At 41.6% G+C, this 22,609-nt stretch carries 23 protein-coding genes and 1 tRNA gene; 19 read left to right on the forward strand and 5 right to left on the reverse strand.

The window, feature by feature from the left end; all coding sequences use genetic code 11:
* Positions 1–96: 96 nt before the first annotated feature.
* Positions 97–321, reverse strand: coding sequence for a hypothetical protein (locus EGM47_RS04420; protein WP_124979527.1), 225 nt, complete (start codon positions 319–321; stop codon positions 97–99).
* 232 nt (positions 322–553) lie between these two features.
* On the opposite strand from EGM47_RS04420, the gene EGM47_RS04425 reads away from it, so the two are divergent.
* From EGM47_RS04425 to EGM47_RS04510, 18 genes are all read left to right on the forward strand, one after another.
* Entirely contained in the window at positions 554–2,350 is a 1,797-nt protein-coding gene (locus tag EGM47_RS04425; RefSeq protein WP_124979528.1) for a hypothetical protein, read from the forward strand.
* A 3-nt stretch (positions 2,351–2,353) separates the two neighbouring features.
* Entirely contained in the window at positions 2,354–2,878 is a 525-nt protein-coding gene (locus EGM47_RS04430) for a hypothetical protein (RefSeq protein WP_124979529.1), read from the forward strand.
* Positions 2,879–2,919: 41 nt separating this feature from the next.
* Positions 2,920–3,516, forward strand: coding sequence for a hypothetical protein (locus EGM47_RS04435; protein ID WP_124979530.1), 597 nt, complete (start codon positions 2,920–2,922; stop codon positions 3,514–3,516).
* A gap of 67 nt (positions 3,517–3,583) precedes the next feature.
* On the forward strand, positions 3,584–3,964 hold the full coding sequence (locus tag EGM47_RS04440; RefSeq protein WP_124979531.1) for a hypothetical protein: 381 nt from the start codon (positions 3,584–3,586) through the stop codon (positions 3,962–3,964).
* A 3-nt stretch (positions 3,965–3,967) separates the two neighbouring features.
* The gene (locus EGM47_RS04445; protein ID WP_124979532.1) at positions 3,968–4,234 is read left to right on the forward strand and encodes a hypothetical protein; all 267 of its coding nucleotides are present in this window, start codon (positions 3,968–3,970) and stop codon (positions 4,232–4,234) included.
* On the forward strand, positions 4,227–5,105 hold the full coding sequence (locus EGM47_RS04450; RefSeq protein ID WP_124979533.1) for a hypothetical protein: 879 nt from the start codon (positions 4,227–4,229) through the stop codon (positions 5,103–5,105). Before EGM47_RS04445 ends, EGM47_RS04450 begins: the two co-directional genes overlap by 8 nt.
* 27 nt (positions 5,106–5,132) lie before the next feature.
* Positions 5,133–5,315 (forward strand): hypothetical protein, encoded by a 183-nt coding sequence (locus tag EGM47_RS04455; protein ID WP_124979534.1) that lies wholly within the window; start codon positions 5,133–5,135, stop codon positions 5,313–5,315.
* A gap of 3 nt (positions 5,316–5,318) precedes the next feature.
* Positions 5,319–5,777: a hypothetical protein gene (locus EGM47_RS04460; RefSeq protein ID WP_124979535.1), complete on the forward strand. Its 459-nt coding sequence runs from the start codon at positions 5,319–5,321 to the stop codon at positions 5,775–5,777.
* Positions 5,774–6,208 (forward strand): hypothetical protein, encoded by a 435-nt coding sequence (locus EGM47_RS04465; protein ID WP_124979536.1) that lies wholly within the window; start codon positions 5,774–5,776, stop codon positions 6,206–6,208. Before EGM47_RS04460 ends, EGM47_RS04465 begins: the two co-directional genes overlap by 4 nt.
* An 82-nt stretch (positions 6,209–6,290) precedes the next feature.
* On the forward strand, positions 6,291–6,950 hold the full coding sequence (locus EGM47_RS04470; protein ID WP_124979537.1) for a carboxypeptidase-like regulatory domain-containing protein: 660 nt from the start codon (positions 6,291–6,293) through the stop codon (positions 6,948–6,950).
* Positions 6,951–7,958, forward strand: a complete 1,008-nt coding sequence (locus tag EGM47_RS04475) for a hypothetical protein (RefSeq protein ID WP_124979538.1) — start codon at positions 6,951–6,953, stop codon at positions 7,956–7,958.
* Positions 7,959–7,966: 8 nt separating this feature from the next.
* Positions 7,967–8,494 carry a hypothetical protein gene (locus tag EGM47_RS04480; protein ID WP_124979539.1) on the forward strand — a complete coding sequence of 176 codons (528 nt, stop codon included), beginning with the start codon at positions 7,967–7,969 and terminating at the stop codon, positions 8,492–8,494.
* A 4-nt stretch (positions 8,495–8,498) separates the two neighbouring features.
* Positions 8,499–8,999 carry a hypothetical protein gene (locus EGM47_RS04485; protein WP_124979540.1) on the forward strand — a complete coding sequence of 167 codons (501 nt, stop codon included), beginning with the start codon at positions 8,499–8,501 and terminating at the stop codon, positions 8,997–8,999.
* Complete coding sequence (locus EGM47_RS04490) at positions 8,986–9,342, forward strand: hypothetical protein (RefSeq protein ID WP_124979541.1); 357 nt, start codon at positions 8,986–8,988, stop codon at positions 9,340–9,342. The genes EGM47_RS04485 and EGM47_RS04490 overlap by 14 nt, the downstream gene beginning before the upstream one ends.
* Positions 9,339–9,902: a M15 family metallopeptidase gene (locus tag EGM47_RS04495; RefSeq protein ID WP_124979542.1), complete on the forward strand. Its 564-nt coding sequence runs from the start codon at positions 9,339–9,341 to the stop codon at positions 9,900–9,902. The genes EGM47_RS04490 and EGM47_RS04495 overlap by 4 nt, the downstream gene beginning before the upstream one ends.
* A 50-nt stretch (positions 9,903–9,952) precedes the next feature.
* Positions 9,953–10,537 (forward strand): hypothetical protein, encoded by a 585-nt coding sequence (locus tag EGM47_RS04500; RefSeq protein ID WP_124979543.1) that lies wholly within the window; start codon positions 9,953–9,955, stop codon positions 10,535–10,537.
* A gap of 68 nt (positions 10,538–10,605) precedes the next feature.
* Entirely contained in the window at positions 10,606–11,070 is a 465-nt protein-coding gene (locus tag EGM47_RS04505; protein ID WP_124979544.1) for a hypothetical protein, read from the forward strand.
* Complete coding sequence (locus EGM47_RS04510) at positions 11,063–13,933, forward strand: zincin-like metallopeptidase domain-containing protein (protein ID WP_124979545.1); 2,871 nt, start codon at positions 11,063–11,065, stop codon at positions 13,931–13,933. Before EGM47_RS04505 ends, EGM47_RS04510 begins: the two co-directional genes overlap by 8 nt.
* Positions 13,934–14,043: 110 nt before the next feature.
* Here EGM47_RS04510 and EGM47_RS04515 read toward each other — a convergent pair whose 3' ends face one another.
* The 4 genes from EGM47_RS04515 to gldJ all read right to left on the reverse strand — a co-directional run bounded on the left by EGM47_RS04515 (position 14,044) and on the right by gldJ (position 18,511).
* Complete coding sequence (locus tag EGM47_RS04515; RefSeq protein WP_124979546.1) at positions 14,044–15,309, reverse strand: tyrosine-type recombinase/integrase; 1,266 nt, start codon at positions 15,307–15,309, stop codon at positions 14,044–14,046.
* A 49-nt stretch (positions 15,310–15,358) separates the two neighbouring features.
* Positions 15,359–15,431, reverse strand: a tRNA-Phe gene (locus EGM47_RS04520).
* A gap of 88 nt (positions 15,432–15,519) precedes the next feature.
* The gene (locus EGM47_RS04525; RefSeq protein WP_124979547.1) at positions 15,520–16,764 is read right to left on the reverse strand and encodes a UDP-N-acetylmuramoyl-tripeptide--D-alanyl-D-alanine ligase; all 1,245 of its coding nucleotides are present in this window, start codon (positions 16,762–16,764) and stop codon (positions 15,520–15,522) included.
* 64 nt (positions 16,765–16,828) lie between these two features.
* The gene (gene gldJ, locus EGM47_RS04530) at positions 16,829–18,511 is read right to left on the reverse strand and encodes a gliding motility lipoprotein GldJ (protein ID WP_124979548.1); all 1,683 of its coding nucleotides are present in this window, start codon (positions 18,509–18,511) and stop codon (positions 16,829–16,831) included.
* A gap of 198 nt (positions 18,512–18,709) precedes the next feature.
* Between gldJ and porU the strand changes: the two genes are divergently transcribed.
* Positions 18,710–22,570 carry a type IX secretion system sortase PorU gene (porU, locus tag EGM47_RS04535; protein WP_124979549.1) on the forward strand — a complete coding sequence of 1,287 codons (3,861 nt, stop codon included), beginning with the start codon at positions 18,710–18,712 and terminating at the stop codon, positions 22,568–22,570.
* Positions 22,571–22,609: the final 39 nt, after the last annotated feature.

A 22,609-nucleotide genomic window follows, 5' to 3' on the forward strand; every position in this document is an offset into this window, starting at 1 on the left:
TGAAGGAAAGAAAGTGCAGGCAAATAATGAGTGCTGTCTGATTCTCCTTTTTATTTGCTGTTGGTTAAGAATCATTTATATCACTTAGTCGATTACCTAACTGGCCAATCTCCTACCCAATGTATCAAACAATGGTTCGCCTAGCTCTTCCCGCAATTCTCTAAATTCAGGAATGGTCAGACAGTGAAGTCTTTTGCGTTCTGGTCTTTCCCCGTACTTAGTTTGGACGTCATGGATGATGCGCATGAGTGTGCGCTTGGGGTAATTGTTGTACATGTTGAGCAGTTGTGCCTTTGACGGCACCAGTGTATCTATATTCATTGGAATCTAGCGATTGATTGAGCGATAGTCGTACATGCAATATAAAGAATCAACAGTGTGGAATTATCGGAATTCCACGCAGGTTGTACGTTTTGACAGCATTTTTTCGATGAATCCCGCAAAAATTTGATGATTGAAGTAAAAATCTCTGATTCCTTACACCTCTCGTCGATTCGTGGAATTCTCAGAATTCCTCAAAATAGATTTGTGGCTCAGTAGGAGTATTAAACGAATGACTGAGTACGATCTTTTAAATAAAACCTTGACCACGGATACCAAGTTAATCAACATGATTGATGGTACCGAATGCAGAACTCGATACATGGGTAGGGGCAACACCCGATTCACGATAGAGAAAATGGCGCAAATGGTAAAGGAGACTTTGCACCACACAAAAAGGATTTCCCAAGAGTTTCTGAAAATGTACGGACGGGACCCCTTGAAGCTTCATCATGGAATTAACAAATTCCTATGGGAGAATTACCGGTATAGGATGGATGGTGAAACACAAGATATCCGGTCCCCTGGATGTGCAAAGTCCGCAAGGTTGACTGGAATTGACTGTAAAGGGGTTACGATCACCGCCTCCAGTATTCTCATGAACTTGGGAATTCCACATTCTATAAGACGTATCAAGAAAGTTTATACAGATCCTGAAAACTGGTCACATGTTTATCTAGTGATCCATCATCAAGGAGAGGAGCTAGCCGTAGACGGCACAACAAGTTTTACAGAACAACAGCCAAACAGTGAGGCAGATGACATCATTATGATACACCAAGGACTTTATAAACCTGAAATTAAAAAAAGAACGACTAGAGCTATAAGAAAGAGAAAGTCGAAGGGTCTAAAATCTCCTTTGGATCTCAATGTGACAGAATATAATGTAGCCGTTTTTATTTCAGTAATGCGTGAATTGGTAGCTCATGGCGCCAATGCAAAAATGGCTGAAGCAGCAAAGAATCATCTTAGAAGGATTTTAGATCAAGGTAGACACCCTATCGTAGAGATGGAAGAAAATACTCTTTTCATCAATGGAACCAAATATCCATTAGTTGACGCGGGTTTAAAGTCTTCAACAGATCTATCCACGCAGATATTCACTGGGAAGTCCACAGGAATTACAAATCCTTTTGCGTCTATAGGTTTCGGTGGTACTTCAGGAGGTGCAATCTCAACAACAGGGACTGCCAGTACAGGAGGATTCAATTTTGACAGCTTTCTAGGTAACCTTGGAGGAAATCTACAATCAGGAGGTTTCAATACAGGTGGTTCAACCGGAGTTGGAGATACCAGCGCGGGATCGGCAATTGGTTCCATTGCTGGCGGTGCTACAGCTGCAGCGTTTGGATTGCCTCCCGGAGTTGGTTCAAGTATTGGAGGAGTAATAGGAGGATTGTTTGGGGGCTCCTCTTCTGGGAGCCCGGAGATGGGAACCGAAGATGCAAAATTGGATGGCGAACATTTTTTGAAAACCAGCGGGATCAGTCAAGCAATCACAGAAGAAACCTTTAACAAGTTCATCTTTTTCTCAGAGAATTACTATCAGGCTCGTTTTGCCAAATCAAAATGGGATCAATCTGCATCTACTAAAGAAGGAAATAGATTGGCAGCAGAGGGAATGAAAAAACTTCAACAAGCTGTAACTCAGAGGGTGGGTCAATACTTTCAAATTCAGCAAATAGGGACAAGGCCAATGGCCCGTGATAGGGAGATATCTACAGTGGGTGGATGGCACGGATCTACGTTGCCTACTACAGCTTTCGGCAATTGGACAGTTCCAGTATATAAACTGACACCGAAGACAAGCGCTAATCCTACCAATAATCAGCCAGTTGGAAGTCTTCCATCTGGGAATGCTGATAACTCTCCACAGACAATTGACGATAAAAAAGAAAAAACACTCTCACTTGCCCCTGTGGGCTGGGGAATGGCAATAATTGGAGCTTTGGCCGCTGGAGCCGCAGTTCTAAAGAATAACAATCCAGAACAAAAAACTCAAACTCAAAAAAAGCAATCTAAAAAGTAAGTTATGAAAGTAGGACTTCCTAAAACCAAAAATGACAAAAAGCGCCCTGCATTTTACGGCTCTGCAATATTCTTTGCATGGCTCTATCGAATGATCACTATGTATATACCTAAAGCGCACCGTGAGAATGTTTCTTACATAGCAACCGCTTTGGGTGCGTTAGGGATCACTTTTATCAACGGTGATGATATTATCGCGGCAATCGCCCAGGGGGCATCTGCTGGTGTTGGTATAGTCGGTACTGTCGATACAACCCAATTTATCAGTCAGAAGTTGTGGGACCCTGTTCAAGTTGGGACCGACCAGTACAATGACAAAGGATTCCAGTCAAAATTCACAAACGCAATGTTGGGTTACGATGCTGGAATGAGCAATGGCGTAGATGGGCAAATAGGTATGCCTGAAACCGTTGACGCTTCTCTATGGGATACCGATTTAGTTCAGACCATTCAGGAGGATGGTTCTTTAAAGGAAGTCCAGAATGATTTGCCTGGCTATACTCAAGTCAGAAGAATGTCAGGCTACTAAAAGCCTAAATCAAGAATTATTAATCTCTAAATAAGAACGTTGTGAAAAATTTTGAATACAACAATCGATTGGTACAAGATCTTGCAAAAGCAGGGTACTTTTCTCCCACTCTGAATGGGAAAATCAAAAGAGGAGCTTATGAGCTTCGCGAAAGTGAATTGACAGTGAAGGCGCTTGTGGCCGGAAAGTCTGGTCCTATTGAACTTCTAAAGTCTGGAAACAGAGTAAAAGGTTTGAATGACTTTGATTCTGGAAACCGACTTGCTCAGGGTCGAGGATTCTTAGTCAACAGAATCGAACTTTCCACTGGATTGGCAGCTGATGGAGCTGTGACTGCAGAGGCGGCCGTTTTTGGTGCCATCAGCGATGATGCAATCAATGAATCCATCCTGACTATTCAAACGGATAGAAACGTGATCACCGAGCGTTCTGTGCGCACGATCACCAAGGGAATCTCCAGTGACGCTAATAAGATTTCAATGCCTGGTATTGACTTGAATAAAGTCATTGCCCTTAAGGATGAGGCAGAACAAAGTGCAGTGGTGGAGACGCCCAATGGTCTATCTGTACAATCTGGAGCTGGAAAAAATGCTGCTTTGGCGATGGTGCTAAGTGGTTTTGAAGTTATCGGACTTTAATCCGTAAACAATTTATCCAATTGAAGCCCTGCCCTGATCAGGGTAGGGCTTCTTAATTCTATTGAATATGAATACAAGATCACTTGATAAAGTAGTAGATGTTATCCTTGAAGCTGGAGGGAACGGAGGGAACAACACCGTTCAATTGCCCAATGCCATACTTGCAGGAATCGCTGTTTTTGACGACGAGGGAAACACCCCAAAGAACACTAGGATTGAAATTCTGAAGAACTCTAACCCAGTTGTTGAGTCTCGACATATTTCAGCATTCAGGAGAGCTTCAGGAGGAGGCTCTTATCTGGGCCAAGTAAAACCATTATGGATTGAATGCGATGGTCCATATGATATCCGTGCAACCCACGATGATGAAAACCTTGCAGCGGACCATGTCCTCCAGGTTGAATTGATCGTGATTCCAAAAGAGGATATTCACTTGTATAAAAGATAAGCCATGCAGGATTCTGGATTTTGGGAAGTAGGTACATTGACTAAAAATGAGAGCAATTGGGACATTCAGTATTGCTCTAACCTTGGTTTGACAAACGAAGGTACATCAACGGTCACAGTCAATGGCATGCCAATCAAACCCGGTGGATCTTTTCCTGTTACACAAAACACGGCAATATTGAATACAACTGTGAAGGTGACATTCTCTGGAGGGGGAAACAACCTATTGCGCTACAGCTTTATTCGTAGAAAACCATGCAACAATGAGTAAACACCCGGACATCAAACGATTGGATGATCTATTGAACCAGAATATTACCTGGGCGGTAAAGATCATGGCTCCAGATTTTGGAGATGCCATTCTGAAGAAGAATTATCGAGGAGAGGATCATATATGGATTCATGCTGGAATGGTACCAGATGGAGACATATACCGTCATGTCACTCAGCTGGCCAAGCAGAAGAACCTGAGTCGATTAGATTTTGAGATCAAAAGGAAACGAGGGAATTCCTATGACAGGATTCCATCCAATCAGTTGAGTAACAATAAATTCTCAGTAACGATTATGAATCAGCAACCCCAACAAGCTCCACCTGGGAATTATGCAATTCCAGGAGTCCAGCCAGCTTTGGCAGCTCCAGAGTTTCAATCTGCAGTCGTAGGGCTCAGTATGCCTGAGATCATAAACTTAAATCAAAGGAAGCATGATGCCGATCGATTTGAACGTGAGAATATGGAATTAAAGGAGAGGCTGGAAAAAGCTGAAAACAAGATTAAGGAATTCGAGGATTCCAAGCCCTCTACTCAGGATCGATTGATGGCCATTGCTGAACAAGATGGAGTAGCCCTCAGAGTCATGGACTTTCTGGAGTCGCTTACAAAACGCCCAGGATCAGAAAATGCAGGTCAATTGGCCAAGCCTGAAGTGGAACAGAGATCAGCAACTCAATTGCCAGCCACGATCCAGCAGTTGCAAAATATATTGCTGCAGCTCAATGATGAGCGGTTGAACCAAAAAATGACTTCCCTGGTCTACTGTATTAAGAATTTTGAAGGCTTTGACGATCAAATCAGAGAGCTCATTCATGAACATCAAGAAAAGCAACAACAGGCTGAAGAAAACCTGGACGAGGTTGCTTAAATATCATCAACTATAAATTCAAATCCAATGCAACAATTAGTAATACTTGGGAAAGACCCAAAAGACACCAACAAAAGATATCAGGCTATGTCTGAGCTTAACCTAGCTAGCACAGAGGTACTTGAAAAATTGGTGGAACTGAAGAAATTACCGAAGGCTGAGAACATGCTACTCAAGAAGTTCGGGATGATAAAAATGTTTGTTAAGTAAGATATGAATCCGGTACTCATCGCCAAAGCAGGAAAATTCGTTTATGAGAATCGCAAGCCCATTGCCTATACAATTGGTGGTGCGGTCCTGTTATATGTTGGGTACCGGGTCGTCTCTGGGCTTTTGGAAGATGATAGAAGTGAATCTGAGGATCCTTCCCTTCCAGCTTCAACACTTTCTGACGTTCGTACTCGAGCTATCTCAGAACAACTGCATAAACTAATGATTGGCTTTACAAAGAGTCAAGATGTATTTGACGTGGTGGTGAAGCTCTCCCATAATGACTTTATCAAGGTTGGAGAAATGTTTGGAGAGAGATCTTATTCACCGGCTGGATTTGGAACGGATGAAAATGTCTGGTTCCTGCCCAATAAAGGTTTGAGGGACTGGGTACAAAACGAGCTGAATGACAGACACCTTGAGATCATCCGTAAACGCCTTCCTGGAATATTTGGAATATGACGGAAAATCAAAAACATATTTGGATTGGCGGGGGCGTGGTTGCTATTGCAGCACTTGTTACTACTGGTGTGGTGATATCTAAAATCAAGAAGGGTAAAGATCATTCTCAGACTAGAGTTGGTGATCAACAGTCGGACTCCAATGAATTTGGGACTGGAAATTTGGTCCCGGAAGATTTTGGTAAGGCCATTGGCGATGACCTGGATGCGATAAAATTTTTGGAGCTCAGAAAAGTAGAAAATATAGATGGGATCTGGACAAATGTTGAGGGAACTGTCAAGTTCAATCCAGGAGAACGCATTGGAGAAATCCATGCATTTCAAAGAGATTATTACGAACCTACCAAGTTGTATCTGATCATTGAAGAACGCGGGTTTAATTGGTTCAACCCAGAATATTACAGGCTTGAAGTTCAAGATCTGAAAATCTAATACTCGTTGATGATGACCTGTGGACACTATTTCCGTTGCATGGTTGGTGAAAGCAGGTCTGTATCAACTAAATCAAAAAAGTATGTGCGATACATGTAATGAATTAGTTCAGGGAACTGCAGTGAAAGGAAGTTATGGCTATTCTCTTGATGTGGTCAAGCCACCCATGGACCAACAATATCAGGATGACTACGATAATCATCCAGCGCCTGGGAGCGCCTTTGATGCCCTACTTAACAATGCCCAAGGTTTTTTAAACCCTCAAGGTTCTTTAGATGGAGTGAAGCCTTTTGATCAGTCTGCCTCTTACATCTTGCCTTACGATCCTGTAAGTGTGGGGAGTTTAGTGGACAATCAATTTACTGCTTCATTAGGCCCTGATAAACCAATGCAAACGGCATTTGGCATTACAGGAACTATCGTGGATTCTGAAGGAGATCCGGTATCAGGAGCTACAGTTTATGTGGATGAAAGTAACTATGCCATGAGTGATTTTGAAGGGAATTTTATCATTCCCAATATCGCTGCTCCGATTCAAGCGGTTATCCAATATCAAGGAAGTAAGTTAAAACAAACACTAAATCCTGAAAACCTTATCAAGCTCGGTGCAGATGCTCTTGATCAAATTACAATTACGGCGAAAAAGAGAAAGTTTCCCTGGTTATGGGTTGGCGCTGGTGCTTCGGCACTGGCACTGACCTTATATGCTGTAAGCGATAAACCTGTAAAGGCCAAAATCTAAATGAGTACGGGAATTGTGAAATATCAAGGCTCAGTATCGCCCGCTCCATTAAGTAATTACTTGGGAGCATTTGAAACTGTTGCAGAAATTCAGGCGCTTCCCCAAGCTGGAGGGAACGAGGCCGACTTGATACGTGAAGGTCAAGCGGACCAACGTTGGTTTTTTGATACCAATGATGCAATTTGGCAACCGTATGGGGATGAAGATTTCAAAGGATATTTTGTCAGTGTTGGCGCTGTCATTGAAGCATTTCCTTTGCCTTTGCCAACTTGGGTGGCAAGTAATAACAAAGATCGGTCTATCAACTATATCGTGTATAACGGGCGTTGGATCCAGGAGCCTACTCAATTGGATGCTGCTTATGTAGATGAACGTATTGAGGATAAATTGCCTCCTCCAAGTCCACCAGGAGTGGATTATCAGGGTGTTGTTGAGACCGGAGAAGTTGACACTGACAACTATAAATTAGCATTAGGAAATAAAAATAACTTTTCCGAATCTGCTAAGATTGAGATAACTAAGGGTAACGTAGAAGTCAAAAACGGAACTTTACGAGCTTCCTCAATTTATAAGTCCAACATATTTGTTAGGCACTTATTTAATCAGGATAGTCCAAGGACTAGGGTTTATTTGGATGGAACCTATAACGGAAATAATGTAGATGTTTTCTGGCCGCGTTTCGGTGGGATGTTGTCTGTGATGAAAACTTATAAATCTATCACTGCTGCAAATTATAGTTTCCAGAGCTTAGATAACTCAAAACTGTTAGTTGTTGATACTGATAACTGTAACATTCAACTTAGCAATGAAGTATGGTCTGGCGGTGGTATTACGCCAATTCTTTTTAATGGAGCTGGAACATTAACGTTTTCCCCTGCTGCCAATTTCAATTTAGAACCTATGAGCGGCAGAATAAGCCAGATAAGTAATCCTGGAATGGTCTATTTACTTAATAGAGGTATCAATACTGTGTTATTGTTCGGAGACCTAGACAACGAACCATTTTAATTCAAACAATGATTCAATACAGAAACTATATAGTTATTATTTCCTTCTTCTGGAGCTTTGTTTGTAATGCTCAAAACAATCTGAAGAACATTTATTTTTCTTTTGGACTAGATCCTAAAATAGCCTTGATTGGCACCGATAATAAAGATACAAGTCATCCAGCAGGATTGAATTACTTAGGTAAGTTCGGTTTGGATTGGAAGGGTCCTTGGGAAACATTTGGTTATCTGGAGTCTTATGAAGATATAGGATATAGAGGTATTGGAATTGGTCAGAATTATCAGGTGTTTATTGGGAGGCTGGAGTTTTTGGCTGGTTTTGATTGGAGCATTATTAGCAGGAAGGAAACTACTGATCACGGACTAAATACCCATTGGCAGGAGTATCTGCCAAGTCTTGGCGTCAATGGAGAATTCAGGTATCACTTTAATCAAATTGTAGGGATCGGATGGCAAGCCAACTACAGATCACGACCAGATCTGCCTTCACTTCTCGGGCGGTTATCAGGTTACATCAACTTATACATTAAAATTTAAAATAATGGGTATTGAAGAAATTATTGGGGTCATAATAGTAACAGCTCTTGTGATAAGTGCTCTTGCAAATTTTTCATTTGTCGTGACCAATAAACTGGTTTTGCTCAAGCAGGAAAATCGTGCATATTATAAACGTGGCCCAGTGATCAGGCTTTTCAACACTGTTTTCCTGTTGACAGCCTTGATGAATTTTTCATTAGCGTTCTATCTATTTCGTTACGTTCATTTAAGATTAATTATTCATACGTTGCCCCTGGCAATGGTGTGTGCTTTTTGTGCAGCCATAACCGTAGTGACCGCCATTGCCTACTTCCGTTTCCGTACAATATTTACCAGGGCCCAAATTCCAGTGGATATTCACAAGAAGAAGCTGGCTAACGCTAAAGAAGAAAAAGAAAAGGAGTTGAAAATTCGCTTTCGCGAAAGCATCATCCTGAATATCTCCAACCACACTAACAAACAAGAATTACTGAACTCTTTAAAACTAGCTGATGGATGGGAATGAGACTGGAATCATCGGTTCCATTATCGGCGGTGTTGTCGCGATTATAGGTAGCGCCAAGTGGATAGTGGATGCTACTAAGAATTATTTTGAGGCTCGAAAGCTGAAACTAGAGGAGAAAGAACAGGAGGTTGACCAAGAGCGTGAGCTCCGATCACTGGCTGAAAGGGAAAACGATCGGTTAAGACTGGAGCTCCAGCAAGAACGATATGAGAAACAAGGAATGCAGATGCAGTGGAAGTATGTCAAACCACTACTTGTCAGAGTGAATAATGATGATAAAGACACATTGGAGCTTATCAATTTATTGGACGAGGGCTTTTATATCACACCAGCCGAAACATGAATAAAAAAGAGAAAGTGATGTTGGGAATATCTGGAACGGCCTTGGGCATAGGGCTGTTGACGATGATCATTTATAGAAAAACAATTATGGCGAAAATAGAATCTGCAGTTTGGGACATTCATTCAGAAAGACGAATCAATACATTACACCCAAAAATCAGAAATAGGGTAAGGGCGTTTATCAATGAAGCAGAACGTCAAGGAATCAAATTGAGAGTCACTTCGGGATATAGAACCTGGGACGAACAAACCAGATTATATAATCAAGGGAGAACCCTTCCTGGGAGTATTGTCACTAATGCAGAAGCTGGAGAGAGCTGGCACAACTACGCTTTAGCATTTGATGTGGTCGAGATCAAAAACGGACGTGCTTTGTGGAACAATGCAAATTGGTCTAAGATTGGAAAGCTAGGAAAGTCCTTTCGATTTTCTTGGGGTGGAGACTGGAGGTCCTTTGTGGACAAGCCGCATTTCCAGGATGATTTTGGCTATTCGATGGCTGCTCTTCGTCAGAAATATTTATCAAACCAGATGACCAACGGTTATATTGATTTAGCATGATAATGGTAACAAATATTCTCAGTTTTCTTACCTGGAACAGGATTAAAACATTGCTTATCATAATTGCAGTGATCGCCGCCGTGTTCTTCTGGAAGGATTATGAATATCAAAAAGAGGAAAACACTAGACTATCCAACAATGCAGTATCTATAAGAAAGTTCGATAGTCTTAGATTTATGCAGAAAAGCTACACGAAGGATGAGCTGAAAGAATATCTTCAATACCAGGATACTGCTCTACATAATTTCTTGAAGGAGGAGCGAATTCGCATCAATAGGATAGAAAAAGTAATCACTCAGAGCCTGAGCTATCGCGATACACAAAACCGTCAGCAGGACCTTACGCCAATACTTGATGCTATAAAGGAAAATAGGAATCTCAAAATTCCCGTAGTAGATAGTACCAAGTGCATGATCATTAAGGGGTACGTAGCTTATGACAACGACACACTGTCATTAAATATAACTGATAGAAAGTTCAAAAATAAAAGCGATGTAATCTCCTACTGGGAAAGAAACCAGTGGAGCTTCCTCGGTATCAAAACCAGGTTATTTGGACGCAAGAAAGCCACGGTTATTATCAAAGATGACTGCGGGCGAACCGAGACTATTGTAATTGATAAAAAAGAAAAATGAATTTTCATGGTTAGGATCAGCTGCAGTTATCACGACTGTAGCTTTTCCTGTATATAAAAATTTTCAAGATGAATAAGACATATGTATTGATGGGAGCTGTAGCGGCCGGACTGGTTGGGCTATCCTTGGTTGGCAATCAAGCTGCAAAAGATTATTCTAAACAAATAGATCAATTAAAGATTAGGGTGAGCAGGGTGGATTTGGATAGTATCAAATTCAGAGCGCCGGATGTTTTTGCGAAATTGGATATCAGGATCACAAACCCTACTGCAGAAGATTTTACCATTGATGGTTTTGGAGTTGTAAAGGTCACCCGAGTATTTGTAAAGGATATCGCTGGGAATGTGATTGCCCAAACTACAGTGAACCAGGAAAGCATTTCTATCCCGGCCAATAGCTATACCGAAATCAAAAACATCCAGTTCCAAGGCAGTATCACCAAATTGCTGCCGTTGATCCAAAGTATATCCGGAATTCGTACTGCAGTAGAAATTGACATTTTGGGAACCACATACCTTATTGAAAATGATTGATATCAAAACTCTCGAAAACGAGCTTCGCAATGAAGTAAGTAGACAACGACTTGAGGAGATATGCGTTTGGGCACTGGCCAATGGTCAGAAGGATGTTTATATGCGTACTATAGGAGTACTGGATGATTTTCCTACGGCTAAATCCTTTGAGCTTGGTCTGTATCGACCTTTTTTACCAACACTGAGATGTGATTATAATCAGGCTTTTGATTCTTTTGATCCCAACGATCTTCCCAAAGGATTGGCAAAACCAGAAGCGATGGATCTGTCAGAACTATATGAGACGATCAATAATAAGATTTTGAAATCTATTGAGGATCATAAAAGCATTCCATGGAATAAACCATGGGTTAAGCCGTCAAAAATTGAAGGTGATGTGGAGTATAATATGTATCTGAGCTATGCGACAAACAAACCATATTCCATTTTGAATCAACTAATGATTGATGATCAGCTGAAACAACCAGTCAGCAATCCATTTTTTATCACACCCAATACCATCAAACGAAAAAGGGGAAAGCTCAAGAAAACGGCTAAACAAATAACTCTTTTTGTTGCCGGGGTGATGTGGGTGTTTGAAAATGACGATGATAAATATATCACCTACTCTGAAAATAAGATGAGAGCATGGTTGACTGACAATTTTCAATACAAGGGAGGTGTCCTGGAATCAACCATTAACGATTGTTTTAGAAGGTTTCTCACTACGACACAAGTTTACTCTGCGGATGATGTCACTGGAATCAAATTCAATTTTGATAACCGGGATTATATTCCTGGTCGAAAGAACCAGTGGGAGAATTCAATTGAGGTCGCTGATGCCATGGTTGAGAGCAGACCAAGTCCACGGGTTAAAATTATTCATGAGGCACAAGATCAAGCATATTATACCAGGAGAGAGGATAAAGTAGTGATGCCGAAGAAGGAACAATTTCCTGAAGCTGCCAGATATTATGCTACACTCTTTCATGAGATTATTCACTCTACCGGATCTTCAAAGCGTCTGCATAGAGTAATGGGAGCAAAGCAATTTGACCCGCAATACAACAAAGAGGAGCTTGTCGCGGAAATCGGAGCTTCCTATCTCACGGCCGAAGCAGGAATTCTCAATTTTCACATTGAGCACACTGCAGACTACTTGAAATCATTCATTGATGGTCTTAAAAGACAAATAGGTGAGGATCCTGAGACATTGGTCACGGCATTTGCCAATGCACAACGTGCCGCTGAATATTTTCTTCAGAGAAATACAAACGGTACCCCAAAATATGTGGATCTGGTGCTTCAGGCTCAAGCAAAAAGGCGTAAGGAAGAAAAGGCCAAGGTGAAGAAAGTGGATACCAAAAATAATTCAACACAGGCCAAGAAGAAAAGGCCGAAGTCAAGGAAAAGGAAACCTGCTACTAAACGCGAAGCAATACTGAAAGAAATTCAGGCATTGCAAAGTAAACCAACCGGCAAACTCAAAAAACGACAGCTCAACTTATTTGAGGTAATTTCAGAACCTGGACTGGCCGCTCCAGAGGATATTGTCAGTAACAAATTAAAATACCAGGAGACGGTAATCAAATTAAAGTATGGACTGAAGGTACCAGAAAGAATGATTAAGGTAGGTGAAGTGTCAGATACTCTTTCAGATCATACAGATAGAAAATTGATCAAAATCCCTAAAGCAGTATTGGCCAACATTATTGATCAGGATCCAAAGGGCCCTTCCTTCTATAATCTGATCGATTTATCTAAATCCATCAATAATGCTGATGCAATCATTCGTACTTCCGCCAATATACTCTGGGTAGGAATGGATCTCATTGATTTTTCAGGAGGAACTTATAAAGCTATTGTAGAGTTGGTTGAAAGAAAAGATGGTGTGGTAATTCATGAAATATTTAAGAAGCTCAAACTATCCGAATTTAAGCACCTTCAAGCTATGGCGGAATCGGACGCAAAACTCCTTCAAGAAAATTCAAAAAAAAAGAAGGAAGCCCTGGCGAATCCTGTTGAACATGAGGAGGAAACATTTGCAGAAATTGTAGATATCGTTAAAGATGTATTTGAAGATACTGCAGATATAGTAGTGATGAAACCCGAAAATAATTCTCGTGTGGAATCAGTGAATTCAAATCTTCCAAAAGATGTGGCCAAACTCTTTGACAACGGCGCAAGTGATGTCGAGATTGACACATTCACTCTTCCTGGAGAGATTGGTAAACTGTTGGGAGAACTGCAGGCATTCAAATTAGCCATTCAAATTACAGGAGACCCCCATGCAGGAAAGACTGAATTTTTGACTCAATTGGCAGATGCAATAATCGAGAATGGGGATTCACTTGCTTATTTGGACCTGGAACAAGGAGGCCTGCAGTCTAAAGATACACAAGCGGCCTTTGACAGAAATATTGCTCTGGAGAGACAAAGGAAAATACAGGTCATGGGTGAGGCTCCAGAAGGAATTACCACAGTACAAAAAGTCGCTCCTCATTTTGATTGGGTAATCATTGATTCCTTCCAGGAGTTGAACGCTCACGTTAAGGAATTCAATAAACTGAGAAAACAGTTTCCCAAAACTAGGTTTGTATTCATATTCCAGCAAAATGCAGATGGGAAGGCTCGAGGTGGTGTTAAGACGGATTATGATGCCAATGTCCGACTCAAAGTCTTTAAAGTCGACAATACATTCGTCAACAACTATGTCGAAGTGCTCAAAAATAGAGGTAACACTATAGGTTTAAGGTATAACGTCAGTCAGAGAAAAATGATCCATGATGACGCCGAAATGCAATCTGAAGACAACAATGATAATAAGTCTTCAAGTCAGTATGAAAACTCAGATTGGAGCAATCAACCCTTGCTGCTAAATTAAAAATGCCAGCAATAATGAAATACCAAGGTGACGGATCCGGAGAGCGCTGAGAAAATACTGCCTGCAAAATAATTCCTGGATCTTACCGGCATCGCTAAGTTTTGCAGGCATTATATGTCTAAGGAAATGCGGTGTCCAAAATCAGAAACTACTCCAGCTCCGATTCCACGCAAATAGTTTTTAAGTCCGGCTATAGATTTATGCCTGGTCACCTCCTTCATCTTTAGTAGAATTTCATCATGATTTAGCCCATCATTTTGAAAAGATTCATACACTTTTAGCGCCATGGTGTGTCTGTAGCTGTAGATGGTGTATAGCTCTCCGTAACCCATGGCTTCCCTCAGCTTGATAAATCTTTTTCCAAAAAGGCGCTGTTTGTGGGCAAGGGTAGCATTCCAAGTCTGTGGCGTTCCTGAATGGTGGATCAAATCAAAGCTGCTTGCTAATTGATGTACTCCTTTTTCAATTAATAATTCGCGAAGTTGCGGAACCATGGCCACGTGCTCGGTCTTGGTAGACTTGGTTTTAACCGATATCAAGTTTCTGGAAAAATCAATATTTCCGCATTTTAGACGCATGATTTCCTTTGGCCGAAGAAATGTGTAGGCCATGACTCTAAGAAAGAAGAGTAGGGCAAGGTCATTGGACTCCATCCATTTTGTGTTGTCCTTGATCTGCTGATCTGTAAAAGGTTTGTTTTTTACGGGATCAGCCTTTAACTTATCGATAACTGCAACTGGATTGGCTAATAATAAGCGTCGTTTAACTAGCTGCTTAAATAAGGCTGAAAGATTAGCTCTTTGATTATTGTAGTAGGTTGGATTGGTGTCATCGTTTCTTAGCTTTTTAAAATATAGGTCAAGCACATGTCCTAATTGGTCAGATGTAGTCAACATATTTTTGTGTACAGTAGTTTTCAGCCAAGAACTGAAATAATTATATGAACGTGTGTAGTCCTGGAAGGTAGGGGCGGCAATGATGCCTTCCCGGCTATCCAGGGCGATTTTTAAGTCATGTAACAAAGGATCTGATGGTGCTGGAGCCGTTGAGGCCTTTTCTTCATCAAAAGGATTGAAGCCTTCCTTTAGCAGCAAATGATACGCTTCGGCCATAGCCTTAGCCCATTGCTTTTGTTCTCCCAGTGTTTTCCATTGTTTGATGGTAGCACTTCTTTTGATCTCAACTTTCTTTCCCTTTTCTTCATTCCAATGGGACCAGGTGACCAAGATTTGCTCGTTTGGTTTTACGACATAGGAATTCGGCCGATTACGGATCTTCTTTGGCACGTACACGTGCGGAATGGTGTATGTGTTGAGCGGCGTTGAGATTTCGATTCGATTTTTTTGCCGATTAATTATGAGCTCGAATTTTCTCATATCAAGCTCCTAAATAGAGAAAGCCCTGCAAATACAGGGCTTTCTAAGGTGGTACCTCCAGGAATCGAACCAGGGACACATGGATTTTCAGTCCATTGCTCTACCAACTGAGCTAAGGTACCTTTTTGCTTTAAAGCGGTGGCAAATTTACATAATATTTAATTTGATAAAAGCTTTTCTCTGTGTTTTTTCAAAAAAAATCAGCTTTTCTCAAGTCCATTCCTTGAGTAATTGCTCTAAGGTCATTCCTCTCGAACCTTTGATCAAGATAACTTGCTCTTTGGTAGGGTTTAATGACCAGGACTGAGAGAGGTCTTTGTGAGTTTTAAATTTCCCGCCTATCTCCATAAAATTTTCACCTACCAGATGTATCTCGTCGATTCCCAATTTATTGGCGTAAGCGGCTATTTCTTGATGTTCTTCCTTTGCGTAGATTCCCAGCTCAAACATGTCTCCTAAGATGGCGACCCGATGTTTAGTAGATTGTCGGGAGAGATTTTCCAGGGCTACTTTCATGCTACTGGGATTGGCATTGTAAGCATCCAAAATAATCTTAGTCTTTCCTATTTCAATGATTTGCGACCTGTTGTTGCTAGGTTGGTAGGATGCAATTCCTTTTTTTAAATTTTCTGAGGAAACCCCCAGTGTTTTACCTACCGTATAGGCAAAAACTGCATTGTGGTAATTATACGTTCCCGTAAGTTGGGTGCGTATCAATAGCCCATCTATAGTAAATAAAATAGGGTCAATTTCAGTGTGGAGCTGTGCGCTTTGAGGAGTAAATATTTGCTTTATTCCTGCGCTACGTACGATTTGTTCAGGATCCCAACGTCCCACAATAGCCGTTCCATCGGATTCCTTTAGGTACTCGTAAAGTTCACTTTTCCCTTTTTTTATACCGTCCACACCGCCAAAGCCTTCCAGATGTGCCTTACCGTAATTGGTGATTAATCCAAAGTCAGGTTGTGCGATTTCTGCAAGTGCGGCTATTTCACCTTGATGATTGGCGCCCATTTCAACAATGCCTATCTGAGTAGACTTGTTCATGGACAGCAAGGTGAGGGGCACGCCAATATGGTTGTTGAGGTTTCCACGGGTCCCAGTGACGTTAAATTCTGTGGCTAAGACAGCACAGATCAATTCCTTTGTGGTGGTTTTTCCGTTACTTCCGGTAAGGGCTACTACTGGTATACCTAAGGCATTTCTATGGTGTGTCGCTAGTTGTTGCAAGCTTTCCAGCGTATTGGGAACTACGGTGACCTTGTCCTGATCCTGCCATTGTGAATCACTAGTGACTACATGGTGAGCTCCTAGATCCAGCGCTTGCTGTACGTATTCGTTGGCGTCAAATCGCTCTCCTTTCAGAGCGATAAAGAAATGACCTTTCTCAAGGCTTCTCGTGTCTGTATGTGCTCCCTTGGAGTCGAGGAAGCGTTGATATAATTCTTGAATCATTGCTTAAAAATAGCGCAAAAAAAAGCCCTTTAGGAAAAAGGGCTTTTACATTTTTCAAAACTTATTAGTTCCTAGGTGTCTTGTTCTTTTTAGACTTGGAACCTACGCGTGACATCGCACAACGGAAACCTAGGTCATCCTTGGCCATGTCTTGAGGGTAAAATCTTCGGGTAGCTGGATCTAGCCAGTAAGCTCTATCTCTCCATGATCCACCTTTGATCACGCGTACTTCATCGTCTATCAAAGAAGTACGGGTGTCGCTCTTGTCATACTGACGATCCAAGTTTCCTAATGAATCCGCACTCACCTTGTGTTTTGGTGAGTTGTACATACGGTTATTGTTGTTCTCTTCAAGAGTGTTTCTATTGTCAAAATACTTGGTAGATTGAGCATCCCCATCACGGAAGTTACGGTTATCACTTCTGTCAAAGTTAGTTCTCAAATAAGTTTCATTGTCATCAATGGACTCCTGCTGGATCTCACCTGGGTAAGATCTCGCGATCACTTTACCATTGCTCAACGTATCATAAGGAATAGAGTCAGCGCTAACCACAGCGATCATTCCGTCAGGACCAATTTTGTTTCTGGTGTAAACGTTACCCCTGTAGTAGTTAAAGTCGTTGAATTCATCGTCTACGATGGGGCGATAAACATCGGCTACCCATTCAGAAACGTTTCCAGCCATTTCATAGACGCCAAAGTCGTTAGGCTCATATGTTTTTACTTCTGCAGTGATGTCTGCACCATCATCACTCCATCCAGCGATTCCTCCATAGTCACCGTCTCCCTGCTTGAAGTTAGCCAAATGATCTCCACGGGTTTTTCTCTTACCACTACGGGTATATTGACCATCCCATGGATATTTCTTTCTACCTCTGTAGGCATTGTACTCACGCAAGCTTCCTAGTCCAAGAGCAGCGTATTCCCACTCAGCCTCAGTAGGCAGTCTATAGGCGGGAAGCAATACACCATCTTTTCTGGTGACATAAAGCCCGCTTACTTCTGTACTGTCCTTGGCTGCTTTAGATTCTTTCTTTCTCTGAACTTGTTCAGACTTCTTACCACCTCTTGTCAAAGTGGAGTCACCTCCATAGGCAAGGGTAGGTGCATTTAGATAAGTTTCTGTACTGAATGTCTTAGATGCATCTCTTGTAGAAAGAGAGTTCTTTCCAGTATAACCTTCTTCCTGAAGTATCAATTGGTTAACACGGTCAGTTCGCCAGTTAGCATATTCTACAGATTGGATCCAGGTCACACCAACTACTGGGTAGTTTTGGTAAGCCGGGTGACGCAAGTAGTTCTTGGTCATCTCTTCATTGTAACCCAATCGGTTTCTCCATACCAACGTATCTGGTACAGCACCGTTGTAAATGTTACGATATTCTTCATCTTCTGGAGGGAAAACTGCCTTGATGTATTCCAACATCTCCAAGTACATTCCATTGGTAACTTCTGTTTCGTCAATGTAAAAAGATTGTACGTGTTGCTGGTTAGGTGTGTTGTTCCAGTCGTGCATAGGATCATCCTTTACACGTCCCATGGTAAAAGTACCACCTTCAATAAAGACAAGACCTGGGCCAGTTTCCTGTTCATTATATTTAGTGTTCAGTTCAAATCCATTTTTTCCCGTAACGTCCCATCCGGTACCACGAGAGGTGGTGGTGTAGTCATTTCCACCGCCACAGCTCACCAGTAAAAAACCGGTGAAGAGTGCAAAGGCTGCTTTAAGTGCAAGGTACTTCTTCATTTTAAGAATTTGTTTTGAAAAATGAGTCGCAATATAATATTTTCGATCTAATATGAAAGCATTAATTAACATTATTCACGTTACATTTGTCGTTTAAGCCTTTAAAACGCCGATGAATAACTTTTATTATAGCGAATTTTGATTTTTTAGGGCTTATTTTTTATATACTATTGCATGTCTAATGCCGTTTATTAAACCATGAGATCATTCTATTGTCTACTTATCTTTGGTTCTTTCCTTTTTTCAAAGGCTCAAAATCAGTCTGTTGTCCTAGAATGGGATGGGTTTGCAACGCATGTAATCGGCGATCAAGAATGGAAAGTTCCTTTTTTTTCCAAGCACCACGTTTATGATGGTTCCAAGTTACAGTGGATTAAAAGCCAAGAAGTAACTGGATCGGTAGAAGAGTTTTCGTTGCAGATTACAAACGTGCGATCAGAGCGTATGGGCAGACAGGAGATCGGCCAATTAGATATTTCCCAAATCCCTCAAGGTTTAACATACAGTTTGAGGAATGCGCTTTCGCGAAAGCGCAATTATGCTCAAATTAGTGTTAGTCCTATATATAAGGAAGGCAATCAATTAAGACGTTTGCTTTCTTTTAGTTATTCTTTCAAAACCTCGAGTTCAGGTTTATCTAAAGCTCAGACCGCTAAAAATGCCAATTTTGGGAATTCAGTGTTGGCTTCGGGTAATTGGTATAGATTTAGGGTGACTCAAACAGGTGTACACCGCATTACTGGTTCCTTTCTTTCTAATTTGGGGATTGATCTTTCCAGGGTTAATCCAAACAATATCAAAGTTTACGGACATGGAGGTACCTCGCTACCCATCATCAATAGTGATGATCAATTTTATGACCCGCCAGAAATCGCCATTAGCGTTACAGGCTCAGAGGACGGACGTTTTGATAATGGAGATCAAATTTTATTCTATGGTATCGCTACAGATACCGAATATGTAGCTGATAATGATAGTTTCATCAATCCTTATTCCGATGAATCCTACTATTATATCACTGTGGATGGTGGTCCTGGGAAACGTATTCTACCTCTTGCTCAGCCAAATGGACCAGCCTCCATCACTTACGATTATTTTTATGCTCGGCAGCACCATGAAGTTGATGATGTTAATATTGCTTCTATCGGCCGCATTTGGTATGGAGAGCGTTTTGATTTTGAACCAGAGCAGAGTTTCGACTTTGAATTTAACAACGTGATAAGTTCGCGACCAGCCCGATCCCGCATCGCGACTGGTGCAATTGCCGACAATACTACTTCCTTCACTTTTACAATTGACGGTCAGCCTGCCGGCGGAACTTCACTCACTGGTCTCGTCAATAACGGTAGCCGAGATAATATCAATGCCGCCCGTAGGGTGACTGGTTTCAGAAATAACCTCACGATATCCTCAAATCAATTTTCGGTGGTGGTGAGTTATGACAACGCAGGAAATCCAGGTGCAAGGGGATACCTGGACTATATTAGTCTCGAGGTGCCGCAACAACTCACTGGGATTGGACAGCAATTCAGGTTTAGAAATCCAGATGCAGCAACGCAGGCTGGAAATGCGAGATTTCAATTCAGCAATTCAGGAAATATTACAGAAGTCTGGGATGTCAGCGATCCTTATAATATTAATAAAGTGGTGAATGCTACCGCTGATCCCAACTTTTCTTTTCTGGATGAAGCAGGTCAGGTGAAGGAATACGTTGCCATTGACCCCAGTAATTTTTATAATGTTCAAAGTGCTAGAGAGTCCAGAGTGGCTAACCAGAACTTAAAAGGAACGATATTTAATGATGGGTCAGGGAATTTTAGAGATATTGATTACCTCATTGTTACTCCAGATTTTTTACGTTCAGAAGCGCAACGACTTGCCAATTATCATATTGCAGAAAGTAATCTGAACACTAAGGTTGTAACACTGCAGGAGATTTACAACGAATTTTCTGAAGGGCGCCAAGATATTAGTGCCATCAGGAATCTGGTACGTTACATTTATGACAATGCCTCCTCGCCTGCACGTCGTATTCAATACCTCAATCTTTTTGGGGATGCTAGTTTTGACTACAAAGACCGGATCCGGGTCCGTGATAATATTGTACCTGCCTTTCTGTCGGCCAATAGTACGTCCTTGGTGTCTTCTTATTGTGCTGATGATTTCTACACTTTTATGGATAACGGCGAGGGTGATGTAGCAACCAATAATCTCAGTGATTTGGCGGTAGGTAGAATGATTGTAAGCGACCTACAAGAAGCCCGGGAAATGGTGGATAAAGTGATCAGTTATACTGCCGAGCCTGCTTTTGACCGTTGGAGAAACAACATCTCCCTGATAGGAGATGATGTAGATATTCGTTCTGATGCCTCACTGCAAGTCAATGTCAATGACTTGGCAGATGAAATTGCAGCGAATCGACCTGACTATAATGTCAATAAAATACTACTGGACAGTTATCAGCAATTCAGTACCGCCGGAGGTCCAAAGTATCCGGATGCAGTTGAAGATGTTATTAATGCTTTTGAACAAGGTTCTTTGGTGATCAATTATTTTGGACATGGTAATGAAGATGGATTGGCTCGCGAATTTATCATTACCCAGTCCATGGTTGAGAATCTCAGGCATCCAAATACCTTACCGCTTTTCATTACAGTCACCTGTGAGTTTACCCGATTTGACAATCCCTTACGGATCAGTGGTGGCGAGTTAACTTATTTGAATCCGCGTGGCGGAGCAATTTCCATGGTGGCCACCAATCGTCTGATTTTTATCAGCGATGGCGAGGCTTTTAACAATATTCTCGACCAATACCTTTTTGGCTATAATAATTTGGAGCCCATTTCCATGGCCGAAGCCTTAAGACTTGCCAAGGTAGATCCAAGGTTTCAAAATCGTCCTGGTCGTCGCGTCATTGCCTTTGTGGGCGATCCAGCACTTAGATTAGCTTTTCCTTCTCCAAGAGTGGTGTTGACCAGTGTTAATGACTCTCCTGTCAACGGAAATACTGAAGTATTACGTGCTTTGGACCGAGTGAAGCTAGGAGGTGAGATACAAACAACATCTGGTACTTTACTCAGTGATTACAGCGGCCAGGTCTCTATCACAGTTTACGATAAGCCGATCAATCGTACCACAAATGCAAATGATCAAACACGTGATACCAACGGCACTCTGATTGTACTACCTTTTGAACAGTTGGGTGAGGTGCTATTTAGGGGGCAAGCCACGGTCCAAAATGGTGTTTTTGAAAGCGAATTTATCCTACCGAGGGATACCCAGATACCCATTGGTAATGGCCGGGTGTCATTTTATGCCAAGAGAGATAATCAACCAGAAGATCAAAATGGGTATTCGTTGGATCTACGTATTGGTGGTGTGAATCCAAATGCTCCTACAGACGATATAGGTCCAGAGGTCGAACTCTTTATGAATGATACTAACTTTGTCTCTGGTGGTATTACGGACAGCAGTCCATTTTTATTGGCTTTCTTAAATGATGACAGCGGGATCAATACCTCCAGTGGTATAGGTCATGATATCACTGCTATTTTGGATGGAGATGAGGCCAATCCTTTTATTCTTAATGATTATTATGAAGCTGACCCAGATGACTTCAGTAAAGGAAAAGTTTATTTTCCTTTACGGGACATTGAGCCAGGGCTACATACATTGAAGTTGACAGCCTGGGATACCTATAACAACAGTGCCATGGGAGAAATACAATTTGTGGTATCTGATGTTGATGGGGTACAACTCACCCGTGTGCTCAACTATCCCAATCCTTTTACGAGCTATACCGAGTTCTGGTTCAATCACAATCGTCCGTTTGAGCCTTTAGATGTCCAAGTGCAGGTGATGACAGTGTCAGGAAAAGTAGTGTGGAGTCAGAACCGCAGTGTTACGACTACAGGCTTTACCTCTAGAGACATCACCTGGGACGGTCGAGATGACTTTGGACAAAAATTAGGAAAAGGAGTGTATGTATATAAGATTACGGTAAAATCCACGTTAGCTAATGAAACCAGCAGCAAGATCGAAAAGCTGGTTATCCTTTAATAAGACTGATTGCTATATATTTGCGATCCCATAAAATGA

Origin of the sequence: Nonlabens xiamenensis, assembly GCF_003865345.1 — a bacterium.
Classification (GTDB): domain Bacteria; phylum Bacteroidota; class Bacteroidia; order Flavobacteriales; family Flavobacteriaceae; genus Nonlabens; species Nonlabens xiamenensis.

Excerpts from the sequence above, each read along its gene's own strand:
- EGM47_RS04420 (WP_124979527.1), bottom strand. The coding sequence starts at position 321 with ATGAATATAGATACACTGGTGCCGTCAAAGGCACAACTGCTCAACATG.
- EGM47_RS04425 (WP_124979528.1), top strand. The coding sequence starts at position 554 with ATGACTGAGTACGATCTTTTAAATAAAACCTTGACCACGGATACCAAG.
- EGM47_RS04430 (WP_124979529.1), top strand. The coding sequence starts at position 2,354 with ATGAAAGTAGGACTTCCTAAAACCAAAAATGACAAAAAGCGCCCTGCA.
- EGM47_RS04440 (WP_124979531.1), top strand. The coding sequence starts at position 3,584 with ATGAATACAAGATCACTTGATAAAGTAGTAGATGTTATCCTTGAAGCT.
- EGM47_RS04445 (WP_124979532.1), top strand. The coding sequence starts at position 3,968 with ATGCAGGATTCTGGATTTTGGGAAGTAGGTACATTGACTAAAAATGAG.
- EGM47_RS04450 (WP_124979533.1), top strand. The coding sequence starts at position 4,227 with ATGAGTAAACACCCGGACATCAAACGATTGGATGATCTATTGAACCAG.
- EGM47_RS04455 (WP_124979534.1), top strand. The coding sequence starts at position 5,133 with ATGCAACAATTAGTAATACTTGGGAAAGACCCAAAAGACACCAACAAA.
- EGM47_RS04460 (WP_124979535.1), top strand. The coding sequence starts at position 5,319 with ATGAATCCGGTACTCATCGCCAAAGCAGGAAAATTCGTTTATGAGAAT.
- EGM47_RS04465 (WP_124979536.1), top strand. The coding sequence starts at position 5,774 with ATGACGGAAAATCAAAAACATATTTGGATTGGCGGGGGCGTGGTTGCT.
- EGM47_RS04470 (WP_124979537.1), top strand. The coding sequence starts at position 6,291 with ATGTGCGATACATGTAATGAATTAGTTCAGGGAACTGCAGTGAAAGGA.
- EGM47_RS04475 (WP_124979538.1), top strand. The coding sequence starts at position 6,951 with ATGAGTACGGGAATTGTGAAATATCAAGGCTCAGTATCGCCCGCTCCA.
- EGM47_RS04480 (WP_124979539.1), top strand. The coding sequence starts at position 7,967 with ATGATTCAATACAGAAACTATATAGTTATTATTTCCTTCTTCTGGAGC.
- EGM47_RS04485 (WP_124979540.1), top strand. The coding sequence starts at position 8,499 with ATGGGTATTGAAGAAATTATTGGGGTCATAATAGTAACAGCTCTTGTG.
- EGM47_RS04490 (WP_124979541.1), top strand. The coding sequence starts at position 8,986 with ATGGATGGGAATGAGACTGGAATCATCGGTTCCATTATCGGCGGTGTT.
- EGM47_RS04495 (WP_124979542.1), top strand. The coding sequence starts at position 9,339 with ATGAATAAAAAAGAGAAAGTGATGTTGGGAATATCTGGAACGGCCTTG.
- EGM47_RS04505 (WP_124979544.1), top strand. The coding sequence starts at position 10,606 with ATGAATAAGACATATGTATTGATGGGAGCTGTAGCGGCCGGACTGGTT.
- EGM47_RS04510 (WP_124979545.1), top strand. The coding sequence starts at position 11,063 with ATGATTGATATCAAAACTCTCGAAAACGAGCTTCGCAATGAAGTAAGT.
- EGM47_RS04515 (WP_124979546.1), bottom strand. The coding sequence starts at position 15,309 with ATGAGAAAATTCGAGCTCATAATTAATCGGCAAAAAAATCGAATCGAA.
- EGM47_RS04525 (WP_124979547.1), bottom strand. The coding sequence starts at position 16,764 with ATGATTCAAGAATTATATCAACGCTTCCTCGACTCCAAGGGAGCACAT.
- gldJ (WP_124979548.1), bottom strand. The coding sequence starts at position 18,511 with ATGAAGAAGTACCTTGCACTTAAAGCAGCCTTTGCACTCTTCACCGGT.
- porU (WP_124979549.1), top strand. The coding sequence starts at position 18,710 with ATGAGATCATTCTATTGTCTACTTATCTTTGGTTCTTTCCTTTTTTCA.